21 protein-coding genes are annotated in these 21002 nt (G+C 73.4%); 10 read left to right on the top strand and 11 right to left on the bottom strand.

Features of this window, described 5'->3' with window-relative positions; all coding sequences use genetic code 11:
• The first annotated feature begins 169 nt into the window (after positions 1-169).
• Positions 170-1495, top strand: coding sequence for a dicarboxylate/amino acid:cation symporter (locus J2S44_RS31145; RefSeq protein WP_310430008.1), 1326 nt, complete (start codon positions 170-172; stop codon positions 1493-1495).
• 33 nt (positions 1496-1528) lie between these two features.
• Here the strand turns inward: J2S44_RS31145 and J2S44_RS31150 are convergent, their stop codons facing one another.
• The 5 genes from J2S44_RS31150 to J2S44_RS31170 form a co-directional block, all read right to left on the bottom strand.
• On the bottom strand, positions 1529-3757 hold the full coding sequence (locus J2S44_RS31150; protein WP_310421144.1) for a putative bifunctional diguanylate cyclase/phosphodiesterase: 2229 nt from the start codon (positions 3755-3757) through the stop codon (positions 1529-1531).
• 57 nt (positions 3758-3814) lie between these two features.
• Entirely contained in the window at positions 3815-4552 is a 738-nt protein-coding gene (locus J2S44_RS31155) for a hypothetical protein (protein ID WP_310421146.1), read from the bottom strand.
• 93 nt (positions 4553-4645) lie between these two features.
• On the bottom strand, positions 4646-5113 hold the full coding sequence (locus tag J2S44_RS31160) for a hypothetical protein (RefSeq protein ID WP_310421148.1): 468 nt from the start codon (positions 5111-5113) through the stop codon (positions 4646-4648).
• Positions 5114-5317: 204 nt separating this feature from the next.
• Positions 5318-6541: an esterase-like activity of phytase family protein gene (locus J2S44_RS31165; protein ID WP_310421150.1), complete on the bottom strand. Its 1224-nt coding sequence runs from the start codon at positions 6539-6541 to the stop codon at positions 5318-5320.
• A 71-nt stretch (positions 6542-6612) separates the two neighbouring features.
• The gene (locus tag J2S44_RS31170) at positions 6613-7827 is read right to left on the bottom strand and encodes an esterase-like activity of phytase family protein (RefSeq protein WP_310421152.1); all 1215 of its coding nucleotides are present in this window, start codon (positions 7825-7827) and stop codon (positions 6613-6615) included.
• Positions 7828-7935: 108 nt separating this feature from the next.
• On the opposite strand from J2S44_RS31170, the gene J2S44_RS31175 reads away from it, so the two are divergent.
• From J2S44_RS31175 to J2S44_RS31200, 6 genes are all read left to right on the top strand, one after another.
• On the top strand, positions 7936-9114 hold the full coding sequence (locus tag J2S44_RS31175; RefSeq protein ID WP_310421154.1) for a cytochrome P450: 1179 nt from the start codon (positions 7936-7938) through the stop codon (positions 9112-9114).
• Between the two features lie 56 nt (positions 9115-9170).
• A complete protein-coding gene (gene def / locus J2S44_RS31180) occupies positions 9171-9725 on the top strand; it encodes a peptide deformylase (protein WP_310421156.1) in 555 nt (184 codons plus the stop codon).
• Between the two features lie 3 nt (positions 9726-9728).
• The gene (gene fmt / locus J2S44_RS31185) at positions 9729-10655 is read left to right on the top strand and encodes a methionyl-tRNA formyltransferase (RefSeq protein WP_310421158.1); all 927 of its coding nucleotides are present in this window, start codon (positions 9729-9731) and stop codon (positions 10653-10655) included.
• 70 nt (positions 10656-10725) lie between these two features.
• Entirely contained in the window at positions 10726-12339 is a 1614-nt protein-coding gene (locus J2S44_RS31190; RefSeq protein WP_310421160.1) for an RsmB/NOP family class I SAM-dependent RNA methyltransferase, read from the top strand.
• Between the two features lie 66 nt (positions 12340-12405).
• A complete protein-coding gene (locus J2S44_RS31195) occupies positions 12406-12663 on the top strand; it encodes a type II toxin-antitoxin system Phd/YefM family antitoxin (RefSeq protein WP_310421162.1) in 258 nt (85 codons plus the stop codon).
• A gap of 9 nt (positions 12664-12672) precedes the next feature.
• On the top strand, positions 12673-12942 hold the full coding sequence (locus J2S44_RS31200) for a Txe/YoeB family addiction module toxin (protein WP_310421164.1): 270 nt from the start codon (positions 12673-12675) through the stop codon (positions 12940-12942).
• Between the two features lie 41 nt (positions 12943-12983).
• Here the strand turns inward: J2S44_RS31200 and J2S44_RS31205 are convergent, their stop codons facing one another.
• Together J2S44_RS31205 and J2S44_RS31210 are read right to left on the bottom strand one after the other, a co-directional pair.
• A complete protein-coding gene (locus J2S44_RS31205; RefSeq protein ID WP_310421166.1) occupies positions 12984-13904 on the bottom strand; it encodes a serine hydrolase in 921 nt (306 codons plus the stop codon).
• The gene (locus tag J2S44_RS31210) at positions 13901-14746 is read right to left on the bottom strand and encodes a LysR family transcriptional regulator (protein ID WP_310421168.1); all 846 of its coding nucleotides are present in this window, start codon (positions 14744-14746) and stop codon (positions 13901-13903) included. The genes J2S44_RS31205 and J2S44_RS31210 overlap by 4 nt, the downstream gene beginning before the upstream one ends.
• A gap of 113 nt (positions 14747-14859) precedes the next feature.
• Between J2S44_RS31210 and bla the strand changes: the two genes are divergently transcribed.
• Positions 14860-15705, top strand: a complete 846-nt coding sequence (gene bla, locus J2S44_RS31215; RefSeq protein WP_310421170.1) for a class A beta-lactamase — start codon at positions 14860-14862, stop codon at positions 15703-15705.
• A gap of 72 nt (positions 15706-15777) precedes the next feature.
• Here bla and J2S44_RS31220 read toward each other — a convergent pair whose 3' ends face one another.
• From J2S44_RS31220 to J2S44_RS31230, 3 genes are all read right to left on the bottom strand, one after another.
• A complete protein-coding gene (locus J2S44_RS31220) occupies positions 15778-16968 on the bottom strand; it encodes a cytochrome P450 (RefSeq protein WP_310421171.1) in 1191 nt (396 codons plus the stop codon).
• 143 nt (positions 16969-17111) lie between these two features.
• The gene (locus J2S44_RS31225) at positions 17112-18083 is read right to left on the bottom strand and encodes a matrixin family metalloprotease (protein ID WP_310421173.1); all 972 of its coding nucleotides are present in this window, start codon (positions 18081-18083) and stop codon (positions 17112-17114) included.
• A 96-nt stretch (positions 18084-18179) separates the two neighbouring features.
• Positions 18180-18761, bottom strand: coding sequence for a TetR/AcrR family transcriptional regulator (locus tag J2S44_RS31230; protein ID WP_310421175.1), 582 nt, complete (start codon positions 18759-18761; stop codon positions 18180-18182).
• Between the two features lie 78 nt (positions 18762-18839).
• Here J2S44_RS31230 and J2S44_RS31235 point away from each other — a divergent pair, with 78 nt between their 5' ends.
• Complete coding sequence (locus J2S44_RS31235; RefSeq protein ID WP_310421177.1) at positions 18840-19475, top strand: NAD(P)-dependent oxidoreductase; 636 nt, start codon at positions 18840-18842, stop codon at positions 19473-19475.
• Between the two features lie 44 nt (positions 19476-19519).
• Entirely contained in the window at positions 19520-19696 is a 177-nt protein-coding gene (locus tag J2S44_RS31240; protein ID WP_310421179.1) for a hypothetical protein, read from the top strand.
• Between the two features lie 56 nt (positions 19697-19752).
• Here the strand turns inward: J2S44_RS31240 and J2S44_RS31245 are convergent, their stop codons facing one another.
• The gene (locus J2S44_RS31245) at positions 19753-20904 is read right to left on the bottom strand and encodes an aminotransferase class V-fold PLP-dependent enzyme (protein WP_310421181.1); all 1152 of its coding nucleotides are present in this window, start codon (positions 20902-20904) and stop codon (positions 19753-19755) included.
• Positions 20905-21002 lie beyond the last annotated feature (98 nt).

A 21002-nucleotide genomic window follows, 5' to 3' on the forward strand; every position in this document is an offset into this window, starting at 1 on the left:
CCGATCGTCGGGCGGGTGGAACATCCGTGGGGAGGCGTCGATGCATCAGCCGCTGACGCGTCGTCGCCACGTCGACCACATGCGGGTCTCCAGCGCTCTCTGTCCGGCTCGCTGAGCCTTCCGTCCGGACAGACACCCCTTTTCCCCTGGAGTTCCCGTGTTCGCGCGTATCCGAAAGATCCCGTTCTCCGCGCAGATATTGGCCGGCCTGGTGCTCGGCGTGGTCCTCGGGCTGGTCGCCCGGCAGCTCGGGCCGGTCGACGACGGCAGCCCGAACTGGCTGACCAGCACGCTGGACACCGTCGGCAGCTCGTTCGTCACGCTGCTGCGCGTGCTGGTGGTGCCGCTGGTGGTCACCGCGATCATCGCCAGCATCGCGAACCTGCGCGGCGTGACCGGCGCGGCCCGGCTCGCCGGTCAGACGCTGCTCTGGTTCGCGATCACCGCGCTGATCGCCGTCGTGATCGGCATCGGCCTCGGCGTGCTCCTGCAGCCCGGCAACCACACCTCGGTCGGCGAGGAGCTGGCAGAGGAGCCGAGCCGGGTCGGCGACTGGTGGGCGTTCCTCACCGGGCTGATCCCCAGCAACATCCTCGGCCTGTCCGCCAGCACCAGCAGCTCCGGCGGCGTCAGCCTGTCGTTCAACGTGCTGCAGCTCGTGGTGATCGCGATCGCGATCGGCATCGCGGCGCTGAAGACCGGCGAGAAGGCCGAGCCGTTCCTGGCGTTCAACCAGTCCGCGCTGTCCGTGGTGCAGACCGTGCTGTGGTGGGTCATCCGGCTCGCCCCGATCGGCACGGTCGGCCTGCTCGGCAACGCGGTCGCCAGCTACGGCTGGGACGCGATCGGCTCGCTCGGTGTCTTCACCGGCGCGGTCTACCTGGGCCTGGCGCTGGTCGTCCTCGTGGTCTACCCGGTGCTGCTGAAGGTGCACGGGCTGTCCGTGCGCCGCTGGTTCGCCACCACCTGGCCGGCGCTCCAGCTGGCCTTCGTCTCGCGCAGCTCGCTCGGCACGCTGCCGGTCACCGAGCAGGTCACCGAGCGGCTGGGCGTGCCGCGCTCGTACGCCAGCTTCGCGATCCCGCTCGGCGCCACCACCAAGATGGACGGTTGCGCCGCGATCTACCCGGCGCTGGCCGCGATCTTCGTGGCGCAGTTCTTCGGCATCTCGCTCAGCGTCCCGGACTACCTGCTGATCGTGCTGGTCTCGGTGCTCGGCTCGGCCGCCACCGCGGGCACCACCGGCGCGACCGTGATGCTCACGCTGACGCTCTCCACGCTCGGCCTGCCGCTGGCCGGCGTCGGCCTGCTGCTGGCGATCGACCCGATCCTGGACATGGGCCGCACCGCGGTGAACGTGGCCGGCCAGGCCCTGGTCCCGACGATCGTGGCCAAGCGCGAGGGCCTGCTCGACGAGGAGCAGTACGCGCGGGCCACCGCGATCCCGTCCGGCGACGCGACGCCCGCACCGCGCGAGGCCGTCGCCGCCGCCTGAGCACCGTCCGCGTACTCCGCCCGGCCGTACGGGTCACGGCCGGGCGGAGTACGCCGCGTCCGGTACGAACACCGGCTGCGGCACCGGCTTGCCGAAGTGGTAGCCCTGCGCCAGCCGGTAGCCGAGCCGGTACAGCTCGTCCGCCTGTTCCGCCGTCTCCACGCCCTCCGCCACCGCCTGCAGGCCGAGGCCGTCGCTGACCTGGATCAGCGCGGTCGCGATCACGGCGTGCCGGCCGGCCATGGTGACCTTGTCGACGAACGACTTGTCCACCTTCAGCACGTCCACCGGCACGGTCTGCAGCAGCGTCAGCGACGAGTGACCGGTGCCGAAGTCGTCGAGCGCGATCCGCACCCCGCGGCGGTGCAGCGCCTCCACCGTGCGCAGCGCCTGACCGCCGTCGAAGACCGCGGTCTCGGTCAGCTCCACCACCAGCTGTTCCGGTCGCAGCCCGGTCTCGGACAGCACCGCGACGACCAGGCCGGCGAACCCGGGTTCGGCCAGCTGGCGGGCGGAGACGTTCACGCTGATCCGCTGCGGTGCGGCGGCACCGTACTCGGCGAACCAGGTCACCGCCTGCGCGCACGCCTGGCGGAGGATCCACTCGCCCAGCTCCACGATCAGGCCGGTCTCCTCCGCGATCGGCACGAACTCGGCCGGGCTGACGAACCCGCGCTCCGGGTGCGTCCACCGGACCAGCGCCTCCACCGAGACGATCCGGCCCTCCGGCAGTTCCACGATCGGCTGGTAGACCAGGTGGAACTGGCCGCCCTCGAGCGCGGTCCGCAGGTCCGCGCCGGCCCGTGCCCGCACCGTGGCCTGCGCGTCCAGGTCCGCGGTGTAGCGCAGGTGCCGTCCGCCGCCGGCGCGCTTGGCCGCGTACATGGCGGCGTCCGCGCGGCGCAGCATCTCGTCCGAGTCGATCTCCTCGCCGGTCTCGTTGCCGGCCGTGCCCACGCTCGCGCTGACCAGCAGCTGCTGGCCGTTCGCGTCGACCGGGCGGCGCAGCGACGCGCCGATCCGCTCCGCGATCGCGGACATCGCTGCCGGCGACACCTCGCGGACCAGCACCGCGAACTCGTCACCGCCCATCCGCGCCACCACGTCGTCGTCCCGGACCGCCTCGCGCAGCCGCTGCGCCACCACGCTCAGCAGCTGGTCGCCGGCGGCGTGCCCGAACGTGTCGTTGACCTCCTTGAACCCGTTCAGGTCCAGCACCGCGACCTGCACCAGGCCGTCCCGCAGCGCCGCGGTCAGATCCTGCTCGAACAGCCGCCGATTCGCCAGCCCGGTCAGCTCGTCCGCCATCGCCAGCTGCTCCAGCTGTTCGGACTGTCGCTGCACGGTCGCGAAGAAACCGGACAGCCGGGCCAGCATCAGCGCGAACAGGATGACCGCGCCGACGCCGATCGCCCCGATGTCGACGTGCTCGGTGCCGCGCTTCGCCTCGGCGAACAGCACGGCCGGGACCAGCAGCGTGGACGCGGTCAGCATCGCGATCCGCTGCCAGCCGTCGTGCGGCGGCTGCCGGCGGGCGACCGGGGAGTCGCTCGACGGGTGCAGCGCCGCGCCCGCGAAGCAGCAGTAGGAGAACAGGAACACGCCGAAGACGGCCCGGTCCAGCAGCGGGTGGACGCCCGGCAGCAGCGTGTAGCCGACGTTGCCGGCCAGCGCGGCCGTGCTGCCCAGCGTCAGCAGCCAGACGCTCGGGCTGCGCCGCCCCGGCCGGATCAGCAGCGGGCCGACCACCGCGAACAACAGCACACCCGCGGTCGGGTACGCCGCGGTCACCGCGCGGACCAGTATCGGCGTCGTGTCGTCCCGGACGATCGGCCCGATCACGAAGACCCAGTAGACCAGGCCCAGCCCGGTCGCGATCATCGCCGTGTCGATCAACGCGGCCGGCTCGCGCAGCCGCCGTTCCCGCGTCAGCCGGAAGATCGCCACCACGAACAGGGGGTACGCGCTGAGGTAGGCCGCGTCCGCCCACGACGGGTACGGGTGCGTGCCGCCGACGATCGCGTCGTAGGCGTAGAACTCGTCCCCGGCCACCCAGGCCACCAGCCCGGCCGCGAAGACCCACCACGGTCCCCGGTGCGCCGCCGCCTTCCGCCGCACACCGGCGATCAGCAGCACCACCGACGCGAGCCCGACCACCGCGGACAGCACGGCCGAGAACCGCCCGTCCGGCAGCAGGACGTAGACCAGACAGGCGAGCACCCCGCACACCGGCCACCACAGCCAGCCCCGCTTCGTCCCCACGCACCCTTCATCGGCGCGGCCCGCCCGGTTCTGAGCGCCCCGAATCGCGCGGCCCGATCAGGCGGCGCGTTCGTGCGGGAGGAGGTGACGCCAGGAGACGACGGCCAGGCGCCCGGTGGGGAGGCGGTAGACGGTCCAGTCGGCGAGGTCGTCGCGCGGCAGGGCGCGCACGGCGGCACGGGCGGCGGGGCCGTGCAGGTGGATGACGGACTGCCACTCGTCCCTGCCGGTGAACGACGGTGGGACGACCTGCCGGGGCCAGGGGCGGATCTCGCTCTCGGTGGTGTCCAGCGGGACCGCGACCAGCTTGATCGCGGCGGGCCGGAAGTGGTCGCCGTGCATGCGTACCCGGGTGGTGGCCTTCTCCAGGGCGTCGCGGAGCGCGTAGGTCGCTGCCGGGTAGGCGCCGTACTCGCGGTAGGTCTCCAGCGCGTAGGCGGTGAGCCGGCGGCCGCCGGCCTCGACGTAGGTGTCCACGTCGTCGGCGACCTGCGGGTCGTCCGGGTCGAGCGTGGCCTTGCCGTTGGCCGGGTCACGGACGACCGCGACGGCGTGGCGGACCAGCCGGCCGGCGTCGCGCAGCCACCACCGGCGGGCCGCGTCCGCGATCGCGGTGCCGTCCCGGTAGACGACCAGCGTCGGGGGCCGCAGCGCGGTCCAGCCCGGCGGCACGAAACCGCCGTCGAAGCCGTACTCCAGCACCGGCCGGGCCGGTGCGGCCGTCGCCGGGCCGGGCAGCCCGATCACCAGGCCGGCCGCGGCCACTCCGGTCAGAAGACTCCTGCGTTCCATCATCGGCCCCCGTTCGCGTGCACCCGTGCCGGGTCAGACTGGCACCGTGGCCGGCGGGGTGCGGGGAGAACGCGGTAACTCCACCCGGAGGGACGATCAGCGGCGGTCCCGGCGGGCCAGGGACGCCCAGTCGCCGAAGCGCGGGACCGGCTCCCAGTGCGCGGCGACGTCCGCCTCCCACTCGTCCTCGGTGACGTGCTCCGGCGCGTCGTCGTCGGTGACGATCCGGCGCACCTGGCCGTCCTCGCGGAAGCGCCGCTCGCAGACCCGGGTGGCGCTGTCCTGGTCGCCGTAGTCCCACTCCGTCACGGAGTGCAGGAACAGGCGGTCGTCGGTCCGGCGGAACTCGTACAGCAGCGTCTGCCGGCCCCGGTCGTCGAGGAACCAGACGCCGGCGTGGTCCTGCCGCCAGGCGATCTCGATGACCGCGCCGGGCCGGTCGGGACCGGGCAGCGCCACGGCGTAGTGGTCGCCGCGCGCGTCCCGGGCGGCGGCCGCCGAGGCGGAGATCGGATAGACCGGCTCGTGCCGCCGGAAGTTCCACTTCCGCCCGTAGACCGTCACCCGCCGATCATGCCGGAGTCCAGGTGCTGGGAAGACCGAGCCCCGATCGAAGCCCGTGTTCCCGGCTCCGGCGCGGTGCCGCCCGGCGTGCGCGGCGCGGGCGCCGGCCGTGGGCGCCTCCCGGCCGGAGTCGTGGGTGGTGACGAAGGGCCCCGGCGGCACCCACGGGTGACGCCGGGGCCCTTACCCCTCGGAGGTGATGCTTCAGCGCCGCGCGAGGACGCGCTTGTCCGCGTCCAGCGACCGCGGCAGGCGGATGGTGATGAACTCGTTGTTGTCGGCGACGCCCGCGGCGCGGCCGGCCGAGCCCGGGAAGTTGTTGTCGTTCAGCACGCCGATCGTCCGGTCGTCCAGGATGATCACGTCTTCGATCGTCTGGAACGGGAACGTGAACGTGGTGCCGAAACCGGCGATGCGCTTCGGGTTCGCCACGTTCATCAGGTCCACCAGCAGCGTCTTGTCCAGCACGCCGTCCCGGTCGCGATCCCGCTTGTCGGCCAGGTAGATCTTCTTGATCACGGCGGTGGCGCCCTGGCCGCCGTCGCGCTCGATCACCAGGAAGCGGTTCGCGTCCACCGAGATCGCGTCCCCGATCGCCAGGTTCGCCGCGTCCAGCCGGTAGCTGAGGTGCTTCCCGGTGTACGCGCCCCGGCGGACGTCGAACTCGTTGAAGCGCAGCGTGGCCGCCGGGTCGCCGGTGACGGTGCCCTCCAGCAGCGAGTAGAGGTAACGCCCGTCGGGCGACATGGCCAGCCCCTCGAAGCCCTTGCTCGAGCCGAGGTTGGCGCTGCCGCCGGTGCGCGCCGCGGTCTCCGGCGCGACGACGCCGGGCAGCGGGACCGGGGCGGAGAGCAGCTTGCCGGTCCGGTCGAAGTGCAGCAGGTACGGCCCGAACTCCTCCCCGATCCAGTAGCCGCCGTCGGCGTCCCGGACGATCGACTCGACGTCGAAGTCGGCGCCGGTCAGCACCCGGTCGTCCCGGACCAGGTCCCAGGCGACGTGCCCGTCCGGGTCGGTCAGGTTGATGCCACCCAGCACGTCCACCTCGCCGGTGCCGAAGACCGGCGCGATCCGCTGGATGCGCAGCAGGAAGTCGGCGCTGTTGGCCTGGGTGCCGAAGCCGTTGTCGGACAGCACGTCGAAGCTGCCGTCCGCGTTGCGCAGCACGCCGGAGAAGCCCTGCACCGGCTGGTCGGCCCAGGGGGCGGCGATGCCGTTGACCGGCGCGGTGCCGAGCGCGGCACCGGCCGGCTCGCTGCCGGGCACGAACGTCAGCGCCGGCAGTGACGCCCAGCCGGTGAGCGTCGGCGTCGTGACCTTGTCACCGTGCGCCTGGGTCGGCGCGCCGGCGAGAGCCAGAGTCAGGGCGAGTACGCCGGCGCCGGCGACCGCGCGCACGGCGTACCCGTTGGTCGTGATCTTTCCCATGACGGCTCAACGTAGGCGCCGCCGGTGAATGACGGCCGACATCCCGGTGGCCGTCACCGGGCACGCACCGGTCAGCGGAGGACGCGCGGGTCGATCTCCAGGAGGCCGGGGAGGCGGATCGTGATGAACTCGCTGTAGTCGGCGACGCCGTGGTAGCGGCCGGCCGAGCCGGGGAAGTTGTTGTCGTTCAGCACCACGATCGTGCGGTCGTCCAGCACGATCAGGCCCTCCGGCTGCAGCGGGAACGTGAACGTGACCCGGAACCCGGCGATCTGCTCCGGGTTCGCCAGGTTCATCAGGTTCGTGACCACGGTCTTGTCCATCGCGCCGTCGCGGTTGCGGTCGCGGCGGTCCGCGACGTAGATCCGCTTGGTCTCGGCGTGCTCGCCCAGGAAGCCGTCGTGCTCGATCACCAGGAAGCGGTCCGCGTCCAGCGCGACCACGTCGCTGACCACCATGCCGGCCCGGTCCAGCCGGTACGTCCAGCGCTTGCCGGTGTACGCCCCGGTACGCGTGTCGAACTCGCTGAACCGCAGGTCACGTGCGCCGTCACCGGCGACCGGGCCCTCCAGCAGCGGGTAGAGGAAGCGGCCGTCGGGCGACGCGGCCAGACCCTCGACGCCCTTGCTGGTGTCCAGGTTGGCCTTCACGCCGGTGCGGTCCGCGGACTCCGGCGAGGTGACGCCGGGCATCGGGACCGGCGGCGCGAGCAGCCGGCCGGCCTCGTCGACGTGCAGCAGGTACGGGCCGAACTCGTCACCGATCCAGTAGCCGCCGGCGCCGTCCCGCGCGATCGACTCCGGGTCGAAGTCGGCACCGGTCAGCGCGCGGTCCGCGCGGGTCAGCTCCCACGGCACGTGCCCGTCCGGGTCGGTCAGGTAGAAGCCGCCGACCACGTCGATCGCGCCGGTGCCGACGTCCGGTGCGATCCGGTGCACGCGCAGCAGGAAGTCGGCGCTGTTCGCGGTGGTGCCGTAGCCGTTGTCGGAGAGCACGTCATAGGTACCGTCCTTGTTGTGCAGGCCACCGGAGAACCCCTGCACCGGCTGGTTCGGGAACGGTACGGGTATCCCGTGCACCGGCGTGCTGCCGAGCGCACCGCCGGACGCCCGGCTGCCGGCCACATAGGTCTCCGGCGGCAGCGCGGCCCAGCCGGTGAGTGTGGGCGTGGTCACATATGTGTCGTCCGCCCGGGCGGGCGCGCCGGCGAACGCGAGGGCCATGGACACCGTACCGGCGCCGATGATCCCCTGAACTGCGTACCGGTAAATGTTGATCAAGTTCATGGTCGCTCAGGGTAAGGGTCGAAGGTGTATGACGCGCGTCATTGTGGTGGCCTTCACCAGGCATGATAGGTCGGGGTCACTGGTCTATTGAGGAGGTTTCGGGGGCCGATGGATTACCAGAGCGCATTGGCGTCACTGTTCCTGCCCGAGGGTCGTAACGATCCGTACCCGGCTTACGACGTGCTGCGTGCGCACGCGCCCGTTTTCGCGGCCGATGGGCGCTGGTGGGTGACCTCACACACGGTGACCAACCAGGTGCTGCGTCACCCGTCCATGCGCATCCTGGACGCGGCGGACTACGACACGTTCTGGCCCGACTGGCGGCAGAACCGCGGCGTCGCCTCGTTCGTGCTGTCCATGCTGCAGACCAATCCGCCGGACCACTCGCGGGTGCGCCGCGCGGCGGCGGCCACGTTCACCGCCCGGCGGGTCGCCGCGATGCGCGACGTCATCGCGGCGCTGTGCGAGGAGCTGATCACGTCGATGCCGGCGAAGGCGGACTTCATCGGCGCGTTCGCGTACCCGCTTCCGATCTCGGTGATCTGCGCGCTGCTCGGCGTGCCGGCCGCGGACCGGCCCTGGTTCCGGGAGCGGGTCGCGGACCTCACCGTGGTGCTTGAGCCGATCAGCACGGAGCGGGAGATGCGGCTCGCGGACGTGGCCGGGCGCGCGGTGGAGGACTACTTCGTCGGCCTGATCGCGGAGCGCCGCCGCACCCCGCAGGAGGACCTGACCAGCGCGCTCGCCGCCAACGGCGACCTCACCGCGGAGGAGCTGCTGGCCAACCTGATCCTGCTGCTCATCGCGGGCTTCGAGACCACCACCAACCTGCTCGGCACCGGCGTCAAGATGCTGATGGACCGGCCGGAGCACGCGGCCCGGCTGCGCGCCGACCCCGGGCTCGCCCCCGCCTACGTGGAGGAGATCCTGCGGTACGACTCACCGGTGCAGATGACGAGCCGGCTCGCGGCCGAGCCCGTCGAGTTCGGCGGCGTGCGGATCGCGGCCGGTGAGTCGATCAACATGCTGCTCGGCGCCGCCAACCGCGACCCGGAACGGTACGCCGACCCGCACCGCTTCGACCCGGACCGGGAGAACGTCGCGCCGGTGTCGTTCGGCGGCGGCGCGCACTACTGCCTCGGCGCGCCACTGGCCCGGCTGGAGGCGCAGGTCGCGCTGCCGATGCTGGTCACCATGCTGCCCGCGCTCGCGCAGGACGGGCCGGAGGTCCGCCGGGACCGGCTGGTGCTGCGGGGCTACTCCGCGCTGCCGGTCACGATCGGGTGACTCCGTAGACTGGACTGTCCAACCCGTGGTTTTGCAGTGAGCAAGGAGTGCGCAGCGTGACCGTCCAGCCCATCCGACTCTTCGGGGATCCGGTGCTGCGCTCACCGGCCGAGGCCGTCGTCGACTTCGACAAAGAGCTGCGCAAGCTCGTCGCGGACCTGACCGAGACGATGCAGGAGGCGGGCGGCGCCGGGCTGGCCGCGCCGCAGCTCGGCGTGGGCCTGCGGGTCTTCGCGTTCGACGTCGACGACGTGGTCGGTCACCTGGTCAACCCGGTGCTGGAGTTTCCCGACGCCGAGGAGCAGGACGGGCCGGAGGGCTGCCTGTCCATCCCGGGGCTCTACTACGACACCAAGCGGCGGCTCAACGTGGTGGCCAAGGGCTTCAACGAGTACGGCGACCCGCTGCAGATCGTCGGCACCGGGCTGATGGCGCGCTGCGTGCAGCACGAGACCGACCACCTGGACGGCGTGCTGTTCCTGGACAAGCTGGACCCGGACGCGCGCAAGGCCGCGATGCGGGAGATCCGCCAGGCCGACTGGTACGACCGGGACAAGCCGCCCACCGTGAAGGTCAGCCCGCACGCGAACCCGTTCGGGCTGGGGCGGTAACCGGTGCGCATCGTCTTCGCGGGCACGCCCGCGGTCACCCTGCCGGCGCTCGAGGCCCTGCGGCGTTCGGACCACGAGATCCTGGCCGTCGTCACCCGGCCGGACGCCCCCTCCGGGCGCGGCCGCCGGCTGGTCCGGTCGCCCGCCGGGGCCTGGGCGGACGAGCACGGCATCGAGGTGCTGACGCCGGCCCGGCCCCGGGAGCCCGAGTTCCTGGAGCGGCTGCGGTCGCTGGCGCCCGACTGCGTGCCGGTGGTGGCGTACGGCGCGCTGGTCCCGCCGGCCGCGCTGGAGATCCCGAAGCACGGCTGGATCAACCTGCACTTCTCGCTGCTGCCCGCGTGGCGCGGCGCCGCGCCCGTGCAGCACGCGGTGCTGCACGGCGACGAGGTGACCGGCGCCAGCGTGTTCCAGCTGGAGGCCGGCCTGGACACCGGCCCGGTGTTCGGCACGCTGACCGACGAGATCCGCCCCACCGACACCTCCGGTGACCTGCTGGACCGGCTCGCCGAGTCCGGCGCCGGGCTGCTGGTCGCGGTGCTGGACGCGATCGAGGCCGGCACCGCGCGGGCCGAGGCCCAGCCGGCCGACGGCGTCTCGCTCGCTCCGAAGATCACCGTCGAGGACGCGCAGGTCCGGTGGACCGACCCGGCGTTCGCGGTGGACCGGCGGATCCGGGCGTGCACGCCCGCGCCGGGTGCGTGGACCACGTTCCGCGAGGAGCGGGTGAAACTCGGGCCGGTCGTGCCGGTGCCGGACGGGCCGCCGCTCGAGCCCGGCGACCTGCTGGTCGAGCGCAGGCGCGTGCTGGCCGGGACCGCGACCACTCCGGTCGCACTGGGTGAGGTACGCGCGGCCGGCAAGAAGCCGATGCCGGCCACCGACTGGGCGCGCGGCGTCCGGGTCGAGACGGGGGAGTCGTTCACGTGAGCGAGCGTGCCAGCGAACCATGGGCTCAGCGCCGGGTACGGCGAATCCGCAGCGGAAAGGCAAATCCGGCATGAGCAGTCCTGAGCAGAGGTCCGGCGATTCGGGTTCGCACCCGCGCACCGGCGGCAAGTCCGGTTTCGGGTCGTCCTACGTGCGGCGCCGGCCCGAGCCCGACACGACCGGTCCCGGTTCCGCCGACGGCGCCCGGCACCAGGCGGACCGGCCGCACAACGCGGGCCGGCCGCGGCGCTCCGACGGTCCCGGCGACGGTCGTGGCCGGGACCGGGACTCGCACGGCGGCGGTCGTGCCCCGCGCGGTGGCCGGCCGCCGTCCGACCCGGCCCGGCAGGCCGCCTACGAGGCGGTCGCGGCCGTGCACCGCGACGACGCGTACGCGAACCTGGTCCTGCCGCAGATCCTGACGGAGATGCGGCTGTTCGGCCGGGACGCCGCGTTCGCGACCGAGCTGACCTACGGCACGCTGCGCCTGGTCGGCACGCTCGACCTGATCATCAAGGAGGCCGCGGGCCGCGACGTCGAGCGGATCGACCCGCCGGCCCGCGACGCGATGCGGCTCGGCGCCTACCAGCTGCTGCACACCCGGGTGCCCGCGCACGCCGCGGTCGCCACCACGGTCGACCTGGTCCGCTCCGTCGCGCCCGGCGCGGTCGGCTTCGCCAACGCGGTGCTGCGCCAGATCACCACGAAGAACTGGGACGAGTGGATCGCCGAGGTCGCGCCGAACCGGGACGAGGACCCGGTCGGGAACCTCTCGGTCACGCACGCGCACCCGCCGTGGATCGTCCGCGCGTTCGCCGAGTCGCTCGGCGGTGACATGGCCGAGACCGCCCGCGCGCTCGCCGAGGACAACGAGCGCCCGCCGGTGCACCTGTGCGCCCGGCCCGGCCGCGCCGACGCGGTCACGCTCGCCGACGAGCTGGGCGGCGCGCCCGGCGCGTTCTCGCCGTACGCGGTCTACCTGCCCGGCGGGTCCCCCGGTGACCTGTCCGCGCTGGCCGAGGGGCGGGTGCACGTCCAGGACGAGGGTTCCCAGCTGGTCGCCACGGCCCTTTCCCAGGCCCCGATCGAGGGTACGGACGCCAGCTGGCTGGACCTGTGCGCCGGCCCGGGCGGCAAGGCCGGCCTGCTCGGCGCGCTCGCGGCCGAGCGCGGCGCGCGGGTCACCGCGGTCGAGGTCGCGGAGCACCGTGCCCGCCTGGTCGCGAACGCCACCCGCGGCCTGCCGGTCACCACGATCGTCGCGGACGGCCGCACCGCCGGCACCGGCGAGCTGCCGGCCGCCTCGTTCGACCGGGTGCTGGTCGACGCGCCGTGCACCGGCCTCGGCTCGCTGCGCCGGCGTCCCGAGTCCCGCTGGCGCCGTCAGCCCACGGACCTGCCGCCGCTCACCAGCCTCCAGCGCGAGCTGCTGGTCGCGGCGCTGAAGGCGGTCCGGCCCGGTGGCGTCGTGGCCTACGTGACCTGCTCCCCGCACGTGGTGGAGACGCAGGTGACGGTGACCGAGGCGGCTCGCCGTTCCAAGCTGCCGATCGACTTCGTCGACGCCCGCCCGCTGATGCCCGCCGGCATGCCCGGCCTCGGCTCCGGCCCGACCGTGCAGCTCTGGCCGCACCGCCACGGCACCGACGCGATGTTCCTGGCGATACTCCGCCGCACGGCGTAAGCCTGAACCCGCTGGTCGGAGGCCCCCTACCGTTGTACTTTATTACGTACAACGGTAGGGGGGCTCATGAAGGTGATCAGCGCATCCGACCTGCGCGCCAACCTCGCGAATGTGCTGGACTCCATCGAGAACGATGCCGAGGATCTGGTCGTCACGCGGAGCGGTCATGAACCGATGGTCGTCATGTTGAAGAGCGATTATGACGCGTGGCGTGAGACGGAATACCTGTCCCGTGGGGCCAACGGCCGCGAGTTGCGCCGCCGTGCGGCGGATATGGAGGCAGGAGCCCGCGTCGGCGGTGATCTGGTCGATCCCGGGCGGTGAGGTACCCGCGTGAAACTCGTCTGGCACCCCAGCGCATGGGACGAGTACGTCTCCTGGCAGACCGGCGATCGCAGGATTCTCAGGCGGATCAACGCACTGATCCGGGACGTCCGGTGCGGAGACGACGGCGGCATCGGTAAGCCGGAGCTCCTCCGGGGTGACCTGTCCGGCTGGGCCTCGCGGCGCATCAACGACGAGCACCGTCTCGTGTACCGCGTCCTGGATGCCCGTGGTGAGCTGGAGATCCTCTCCTGCCGGTACCACTATGGTGATCGATAGGGCGGTGTGGGTGCACCGCGGTGTCGGAGGTCCGGGACCGGTCAGCACACGCCTCGGCCGCCGGCCGCGCCCTCCGCGCGCAGCAGGTCGCGCAGCAGCCGGGCGACGCGGCCCATCGCGGCCTCGGCGGCCGGCTGCACCACGGCCGGGACCCGCGACTCGGTGAGCGCCACGATCGCGAAGACCGCGCCGTCCGCGTGCTCGACCACGCCCATCTCGTGCCGCATGGTCAGCACCGTGCCGGTCTTCGACGACCAGCGGGACGCGTCCGAGGCCAGGTCCGGCGCGAGGCGCTGGCGGTGCACGGTGTCGCCGAGCAGCTCGCGCACGCGCGCGGCGGTGGCCGGCGTGATCGCGGCCGGCGTCCACAGTGCTTCCAGCAGGCCCGCGAACGCGCGGGCGGATCCGGCGTTCGTCCGGCTCACGTCCAGCTGCGGGATCAGGTGTCCCTGCCCGGACGTGGCGGCGCCGATCGCCAGCGCGTGCGCGAGCGGCGGTGCCAGCTGTTCCGCCGGTGTCTCGGACAGGTCGCGGATCCGGTGCCGGACCGCGATCCCGTCCAGCCCGAGCCGGCGCAGTTCCGCCGTCACCCGGGCCGGCGGGACCAGCGCGAAGAGCGCGTCCGCGGCGGCGCCGTCGCTGATCGCCACCGCCTGGTAGAGCAGGTCCTCGACCGCGATCGTGGCCGGGTGCCGGAACTTCATCAGGCCCGGCGGTCCCGGCGCCTCCACTCGGTCCGGCGGCACCGTCACCGGCGCCGCGAGGTCGAGCTCGCCGCGCCCGGCCGCCTCCAGCACCGCGACCGCGAGCGGCACCTTGACCAGCGACGCGGCCGGGAACACCGCGTCCGGCTCGATTCCCAGCTCCTCGCCGGTGCGCAGGTCGCGGACCAGGAAGCCGCCGCGCAGCCCGGCGTCGTCGAGCGCCGCACGCGCCGCGCGGAACACCCGTGCGGTGCTCACCGGCCGGCCCCCAGACAGTGGCCCACCGGTACGCGCAGCACCGTGCGGAGCAGCGTCAGCTCCGCGCGCGGCCCGGCCGTCACGTCGTAGCCGCGCGCCACCTCCAGGTCGGCCGCGGGTGCCCAGGGCAGGCCCAGGTCCGCGGCCTGCGCGGCGGAGCAGAGCAGCAGGTCGGCGCCGGCCAGGGCCTCGGCGGCGGCCTCGACCAGCGAGCCGGCCAGCACGATCTGCGCCGGGCGCAGGCCGGTCGCGGCACCGGTCCGGATCACCCGGTCGCGTACGTGCGGGACGTCGTCCTCCGGCTGGATCCACAGTCGCCGTCCGGTGCTCCCGGCGTCGGCCTTCGCCGGCCGGAGACTGTCGACGTGCGCGACCGGGCCGGCGACCGAGGCCAGGCCCAGCGGCACCACCCACACCCCGACGTCCGGCGGCACGGCGATCACCGCGGCCCCGTCGGCGCCGTCGGCCCGCGAGCCCGTGGACAGGTCCAGGTGCAGGTCGTGCGCGCGGGCCGCGGCGACCAGGCGGGCCAGCGCGGCCGGTGGGCAGATCGCGGGCACGGCGAGCCGGAACGGGCGGCGGCGGGCGCGTTCCGCGTCGTGCTCGAGCGTGTCGGCGAGCCGGATCAGGCGCTGCGCGGCCGGCAGCAGCCCGGCGCCGAACGGGGTCAGCGTGACCGCGCGCGACGACCGGTCCAGCAGCGTGCCGCCGAGGTGCTCCTCCAGCGCGGAGACCCGCCGGGACGCGACGGACTGCGGGATGCGCAGCGCGGCCGCGCCGACCGTGAAGCTGCCGTGCCGGGCCACGGCCACGAACGCACGGCTGGCCGCCAGGAGGTCCATGACCGGTCACTATGCCAGATCCGCATGGGACACGCCGAATTCGTCTTCGACAGCATGGAAGTGCTCTGTCAGGGTCGAGCAGTCCGTTTCGTACCCACGAAAAGGGGTTGGGTGTGCAGATCCTGAAGATCGTGACCGCGGCGGTCGCGGTGGTCGCGCTGACGCCGGCGACGGCGTCCGCGACCGGCGTCTACCAGCGGCTGGAGCAGGAGTACGACGCGCGCCTCGGCGTCTACGCGGTGGACACCGGCACCGGCCGGACCGTCACGTTCCGGCCGGACGAACGGTTCGCGTACGCGTCCACGTTCAAGGCGCTGGCCGCGGCCGCGGTGCTGGACCGCACCACGGACGCGGAGCTGCGGCGGGTGGTCCGGTACACGGCCGCGGACCTGGTCGACTACTCGCCGGTCACCGAGCTGCACGTGGACGAGGGCATGACGCTCGCCGCGATCGCCGAGGCCGCGATCACGGTCAGCGACAACACGGCCGGCAACCTGCTCTTCCGCGAGCTGGGCGGCCCGGACGGCCTGGAGCGGGCGCTGCGCGCGATCGGCGACCGCACCACCTCGGTCGACCGGATCGAGACCGAGCTGAACACCGCGATCCCGGGTGACCGGCGGGACACCAGCACGCCCCGCGCGCTCGCCACCGACCTGCGCGCCTACGCGCTCGGCGGCGAGCTGTGCCGCAGCGACCGGGAGCGGCTCACCGCGTGGCTGCGGGCGAACACCACCGGCGCGGAGACGATCCGTGCGGGCGTGCCGGCCGGCTGGGTGGTCGGCGACAAGACCGGCTCCGGCGGGTACGGCACGCGCAACGACATCGCGGTCCTCTGGCCACCGGCCGGCGCGCCGATCGTGCTCGCGGTGCTGTCCACCCGCGACACCGCGGACGCGAAGTACGACAACGCGCTGCTGGCGGACGCGGCCGCCGCGGTCGTGGACCGCCTGGGCCACTGACACCGGGGGGTGCACCGCCCGGCCCTCACACGAGGGCCGGGCGGGTGGCCGGCGGCACGGGACGGGACGACCTCAGCCGGCCAGCCGGTAGCGGATCGGCAGCGTGCGCAGGCCGCCGATGAACGTGGTGTCGGTCAGCGCGGGCTCGCCGTCCAGCGTGACGTACTCCAGCCGGGGCAGCAGCCGGCGAAACAGCGTGCGCATCTCCATCCGGGCCAGCGCCGCGCCCATGCAGTGGTGCGGGCCGAAACCGAACGCCAGATGGTTCGCCGCGTTCGGGCGGGCGACGTCGAACGCGTCCGGGTCGGGGAACTTCTTCGGGTCGCGGTTCGCGCCCACGAAGGACAGCAGCAGCCAGTCGCCGGCCGCGATGTCCACGCCGCCGACCCGGGTGTCCGCGGCCGCGGTACGCATCATGTGCCGCACCGGTGCGGAGTAGCGGATCATCTCGTCGACCGCGCCGTCGATCAGGTCGGGGTTGCGCCGCAGCCGGACCAGCTGCTCCGGGTTCGTGGCCAGCGCCCACATGCCGCCGGTCAGCGCCTTCGCGGTGGACTCGTAGCCGGAGGTCGCCACCATCATGTGATAGCTGACCGCCTCCACGTCACCGATCGGCGCGCCGTCGATCGTGCCGTTCGAGACCGCGCTGGCCAGGTCGCCGGTCGGGTTCTCCCGCCGGGCCGCGGTCAGCGCGAGCATGTACCCGAACAGGTTCTGAAGCGCCGCGGCGTCGCCGTCCCGGGCGAAGAAGTCCTGGGTCAGCGCGATGACCCGCGGATACTCCGCCTCCGGCAGGCCCATCAACTCCAGGATCACCTTCAGCGGGTACGGCTGCGCGACGTCGGCCGCGAAGTCGCAGCGCCCGTCCATCATGGACATCCGGTCGAGCGCCGCACCGGCCAGCTCGTCCAGGCGCACCTGCAGCGCGGCCAGGCTGGCCGGCCGGAACCAGTCGTTGCCGAGGCGGCGGTACGCGGCGTGCTCGTCACCGTTCATGTGGATCAGCGTGCGCGGCGCCGGTCCGGCCGCCCGCTGCGCGTCCAGGTCGGTCCGGCTCATCACCCACGGCTGCGCCGCGTTCGGGAAGAGCTCCGGCCGGCGCTCGATCTCCAGCACCTCGGCGTGCCCGACGACCGCCCAGAACGGGTCGAACCCGTCCGCGGTCACCCGGTGGATCGGCGCGCGGGTGCGCAGCTCCGCGACCTCGCGGTGCCAGGCGGCCATGTCGGTGTATCTGTCCGGATCGGTGAAGACGTCGGTCATCCCGCCCCCAAAGGCTGTGTCGCGGTCCGGAAGAGATCCTCACGGACGCGATGACCGAGATCAATCCTGTCCCTCCGAAGAGGACGGATCTAGAATCGCGCGCGTGGTACCGGCGGTCCGGCGACCGGTACCACGCGCGCCGTTCAGCGGGTGATCGAGTAGAGGTTGGCGAGCAGCGTCGCGTTCTCGCCGCCGATGTCCTCCCGCTTGTGCGCGGCTGCGGCCATGACGTCGCCGCTGTAGAGGTTGTGCCCGAGCCCGAGCACGTGCCCGATCTCATGGGTGGTCACCATGTTCCGGGTGAAGCCGCCGGTCTTCGGGTCGTGGTAGTCGTTGAGCTGCAGCATGGTGCCCTGCTCCGGCAGCGGGCCGCCCGCGCCGGTGGTCCACCGGAAGGTCACCTTGCCGATCCACGCGCCGTCCTGGTCGCCGGGACCGTAGTTGCCGGAGAGCACGTCGACACAGCGCGCGCCGGCCATGAACGGGCACTGGTTCCAGTAGTACCAGCTGTCGATGTTCGGCACCTGGTTCCACTTGGACACCGCGTTCGACACCGGCCAACTCGCGCCGGAGTGGTCGTTGAACCGCACGATCGGATCCTCGTGCCCGTTGTTCTGCCAGAACGACACCGGATACCGGCATTCGTACAGCGTGCGGGCCTGGCCGTAGGCGCAGTCGTTCGGGCCCGCCGGCGCGGCCCGGCCCGGCGCGATCGCCCGCGTGTGCGGGCGCCCGTGCGCGCGCAGGGACGCCGCCAGCCGCTCCGCCGTGACGCCCGGCGCCGGCAGGAAGATCTCCACCTTCGTGCCGTCGACGTTCACCACCGTTGCCGGCGCGTCGCCGGTGACCACCGGCGACGCGCCGAGCCCGGCACGGACGGCGAGCTTGGGATGGGTGCTCAGCGACGTGACCGGGCTCTTCGCCTTGCCGCCCGGATCGGGCGCGCCCGCCCAGCTGCCGTCCGCCCCCCGGGTCGCCAGAAAGTCCGCGTACTGCCGGTCCGGGTCGATGATCGGTTCCGCTGCCGGCCCCGCCGCGTGCGCGGTGCCGGTCATGGCCACCGAGGCCAGTAGTACCGCGACCGCCGCGCCCGCCGGCCCTCGTGTTCTCCGCATGCCGCGCCTCCATGTACGCCAGTCGATATCGTCGTCCGTCAGGCCAGGAAGAGCGCGGCCGAGGAGCACGACCCTTGTTGGGGGAACACGGATCGCTCACGGGCGCAGACCGGCCGTCAGCGTGTCGACGAGCGTGGCGGCGAACGCCTCCGGGTCGCCGGGGTCGGTGAAGTTGCCGAGGAACGCGCGCTGGAACGCGGCGCCGAGCAGCAACGCGGCCCCGGCCGCCGGGTCGGCGTCGGCGCGCACCCGGCCGAGCTCCCGTTCCGCCTCCAGATAGGCGGCCAGCGCCGCGAGCGGGACCTGCGGGCCGGAGTCGCGCTCGCGCAGCCGGGCCCGGTGCGCCGCGAACAGCGCCGGGTCGGAGAAGAGCGAGCCGGCCATCGGGAAACCGTGCTCGTAGAAGTCGACGGCCGCGAGCACGACCTCGCGCAGCACGTCCGCCACCGGCTCCGCGCCGACCCGGCCGGGCAGCCCGCCGAGGAGCGCGACCAGCGTGGTCGGGCCGCGCTCGCCGAGCACCGCCAGGAAGATGTCGGTCTTGTCGCGGAAGTGCTTGTAGAGCGCGGCCTCGGACAGCCCGGCGGCCAGCGCGATCTCCTTCGTGGTGGCGCGGGCCAGCCCGCGGTCCCGGATGACGCCGGCGGCGGCGGTGACGATGCGGTCGCGCGTGCTCACGAATTCTGCTCCTTGACGCGGGGGTGAGTGTTCACTGACCATAGTGGTTAGTGAGTACTTACTAACTAGGGAGTCGCCATGAAACTGGCCGTCCTCGGCGCGACCGGTGGCACCGGCGTCCAGGTGCTGCGGCGCGCGTGCGCCGCCGGGCACGACGTCACCGCCGTGGTCCGCGACCCGGCCCGCCTGCCCGCGGGCCTGCCCGGCCTGACCGTCGTCACCGCGAACGCGATGGATCCGGACGCGATCGGCGGCGCCGTCTCCGGACGGGACGCGGTCATATCCGCGATCGGCCCGCGCGACGGCCGCGCGCCGACCACCGTGTGCGCGGACAGCGCGGCCGCGATCGTCACCGCGATGCGCCGCGCCGGCGTGCGCCGCCTGGCCGTGGTCAGCAACAGCGGCATGCACGTCGACGACCGGGACGGACCCCTCACGCGGTACGTGGTGAAGCCGATCCTGAAGCGCGTGCTCGCCCATGCGTACGCGGACATGCGGCGGATGGAGGACCTGGTCGCGGCGACCGAGCTGGACTGGACGATCGTCCGCCCGCCGATGCTCACGAACGGCGCGCACACCGGCCGCTACCGCACCGAGCTGGGCCGCAACGTCCGCGGCGGCAACCGGATCGCCCGCGCCGACCTCGCGGACGCGCTGCTGCGCTGCCTCGCCGACCCACGCACCGTGCGTGTCGCGGTGACGGTCGCGAATTGACCCGGCCGTCACCACCGGTTCACGTGGCCGGGAATCACGGCATCATGTTGGTCTATCTCTGCTGTGCCCTGGCGCTCAGCGGCGGCGCGACCTGGACCGTGCTCAACGGTTCGGTCTCCGCCACGCCGCGCCGCCACCATCGCCTGGCCGGCCGGCTGCTGGCCGCGACCGCCGCGGTCTGGCTGGCCGGCCTGATCCCGGTCCTGCTCCGCCTCACCTGACGTTCCCGCCACGCCGCCGGCGATCCCGTGGCGGGGCGGGGCGCGGACCGGGCCGGTCAGCGCCGGCGGGCCAGGGCCGGCACACAGCGCTCGGCGAACTCCTCGAAGTCGGCGAGCGTGCTGTAGGCGTGGGCGGACAACCTCAGGTAGCCCACGCCGCCGAACTGGCCGAACGCGCACTCCGCGGCCAGCTCGTCCAGGGTCCGGGCGCGCAGCGCGTCCGGTGCGCCCGGGCCGGTGCCGAGCGTGCCGGGCAGCCGGACCAGGCGCATCGGCCCGGCCGGCATGCCGACCGGGACCGCGTGATCCTCGCCGGTGATCGCGGTGAAGGCCGCCGCGACCACCGCGGCGCCCGCGCCGGCCAGCTCCGTGGCCCGGGACCGGATCGTGGACCAGCCCCACCGCGCCTCGATCCCGGTCAGCGTCGCGGGTGCGGCCAGCGTCGCGGTCACGTCCAGCGTGCCCTGGACGTCGAAGCGCTCCGGGTACGGCAGCGGCGCGCCCCACGAGTCGACCAGCGGGTGCAGCGCCCGCGTGTGCGGGCCGCGCGCGACCAGCACGCCGGTGCTGCGCGGCGCACAGCCGAACTTGTGCAGGTTGCCGACCCAGGCGTCGCAATCCAGGCCCGCGAGGGGATCCCCCAGCAGTGCGGGTACGTGCGCCGCGTCCACCAGGAACGGGATCCCGCGCTCCCGGGCGGCGCGGCCGATCAGGTCCACCGGCAGGAACCGGGCGGTCGGCGAGGTGAGGTGGTCGACCACGATCAGCGCGGTGCGGGCGGTGATCGCGCCGAGCACCGCGGCGGCCGCCTCGTCCGGGCCCGCGTCCAGCGGCACGTGCACGGTGCGGACCGTGCCGCGACGGCGGCGGGCCAGGCGTTCCGCGCCCATCACCACGGCGCCGTACCCGTGGTCGGTCACGATGATCTCGCCGCCGTGCGGGAACGGCAGTCCGGCCAGGACCGCGCTGACCCCGGCGCTCGCGTTCGGCACCAGCGCGAGCGTGTCCGGCGCGGTGCGCAGGAACCGGGCGATCTCGGTGCGCGCGGCCGCGAGCCGGCGCGGCAGGCCGGCGAACCAGCGGACCGGGGCGGACTCCATCTCCGCGCGCAGCGCCGCCTGGACCTCCAGCGCGAAGCGCGGGACCGCGCCGAACGAGCCGTGGTTGAGGTGGAGCATGTCGGCGGACAGCGGCCAATCGGCGTTCATCGGCTCCCGCACTCAGTAGAATGTTACAAGTCCGATCATGCTTAGGCGGCGTATCCTCGTGGTGTCAAGGTGCTGGCGCTTCGAACTTCTCTCCGCCG

Origin of the sequence: Catenuloplanes niger (assembly GCF_031458255.1) — a bacterium.
Classification (GTDB): Bacteria; Actinomycetota; Actinomycetes; order Mycobacteriales; family Micromonosporaceae; genus Catenuloplanes; species Catenuloplanes niger.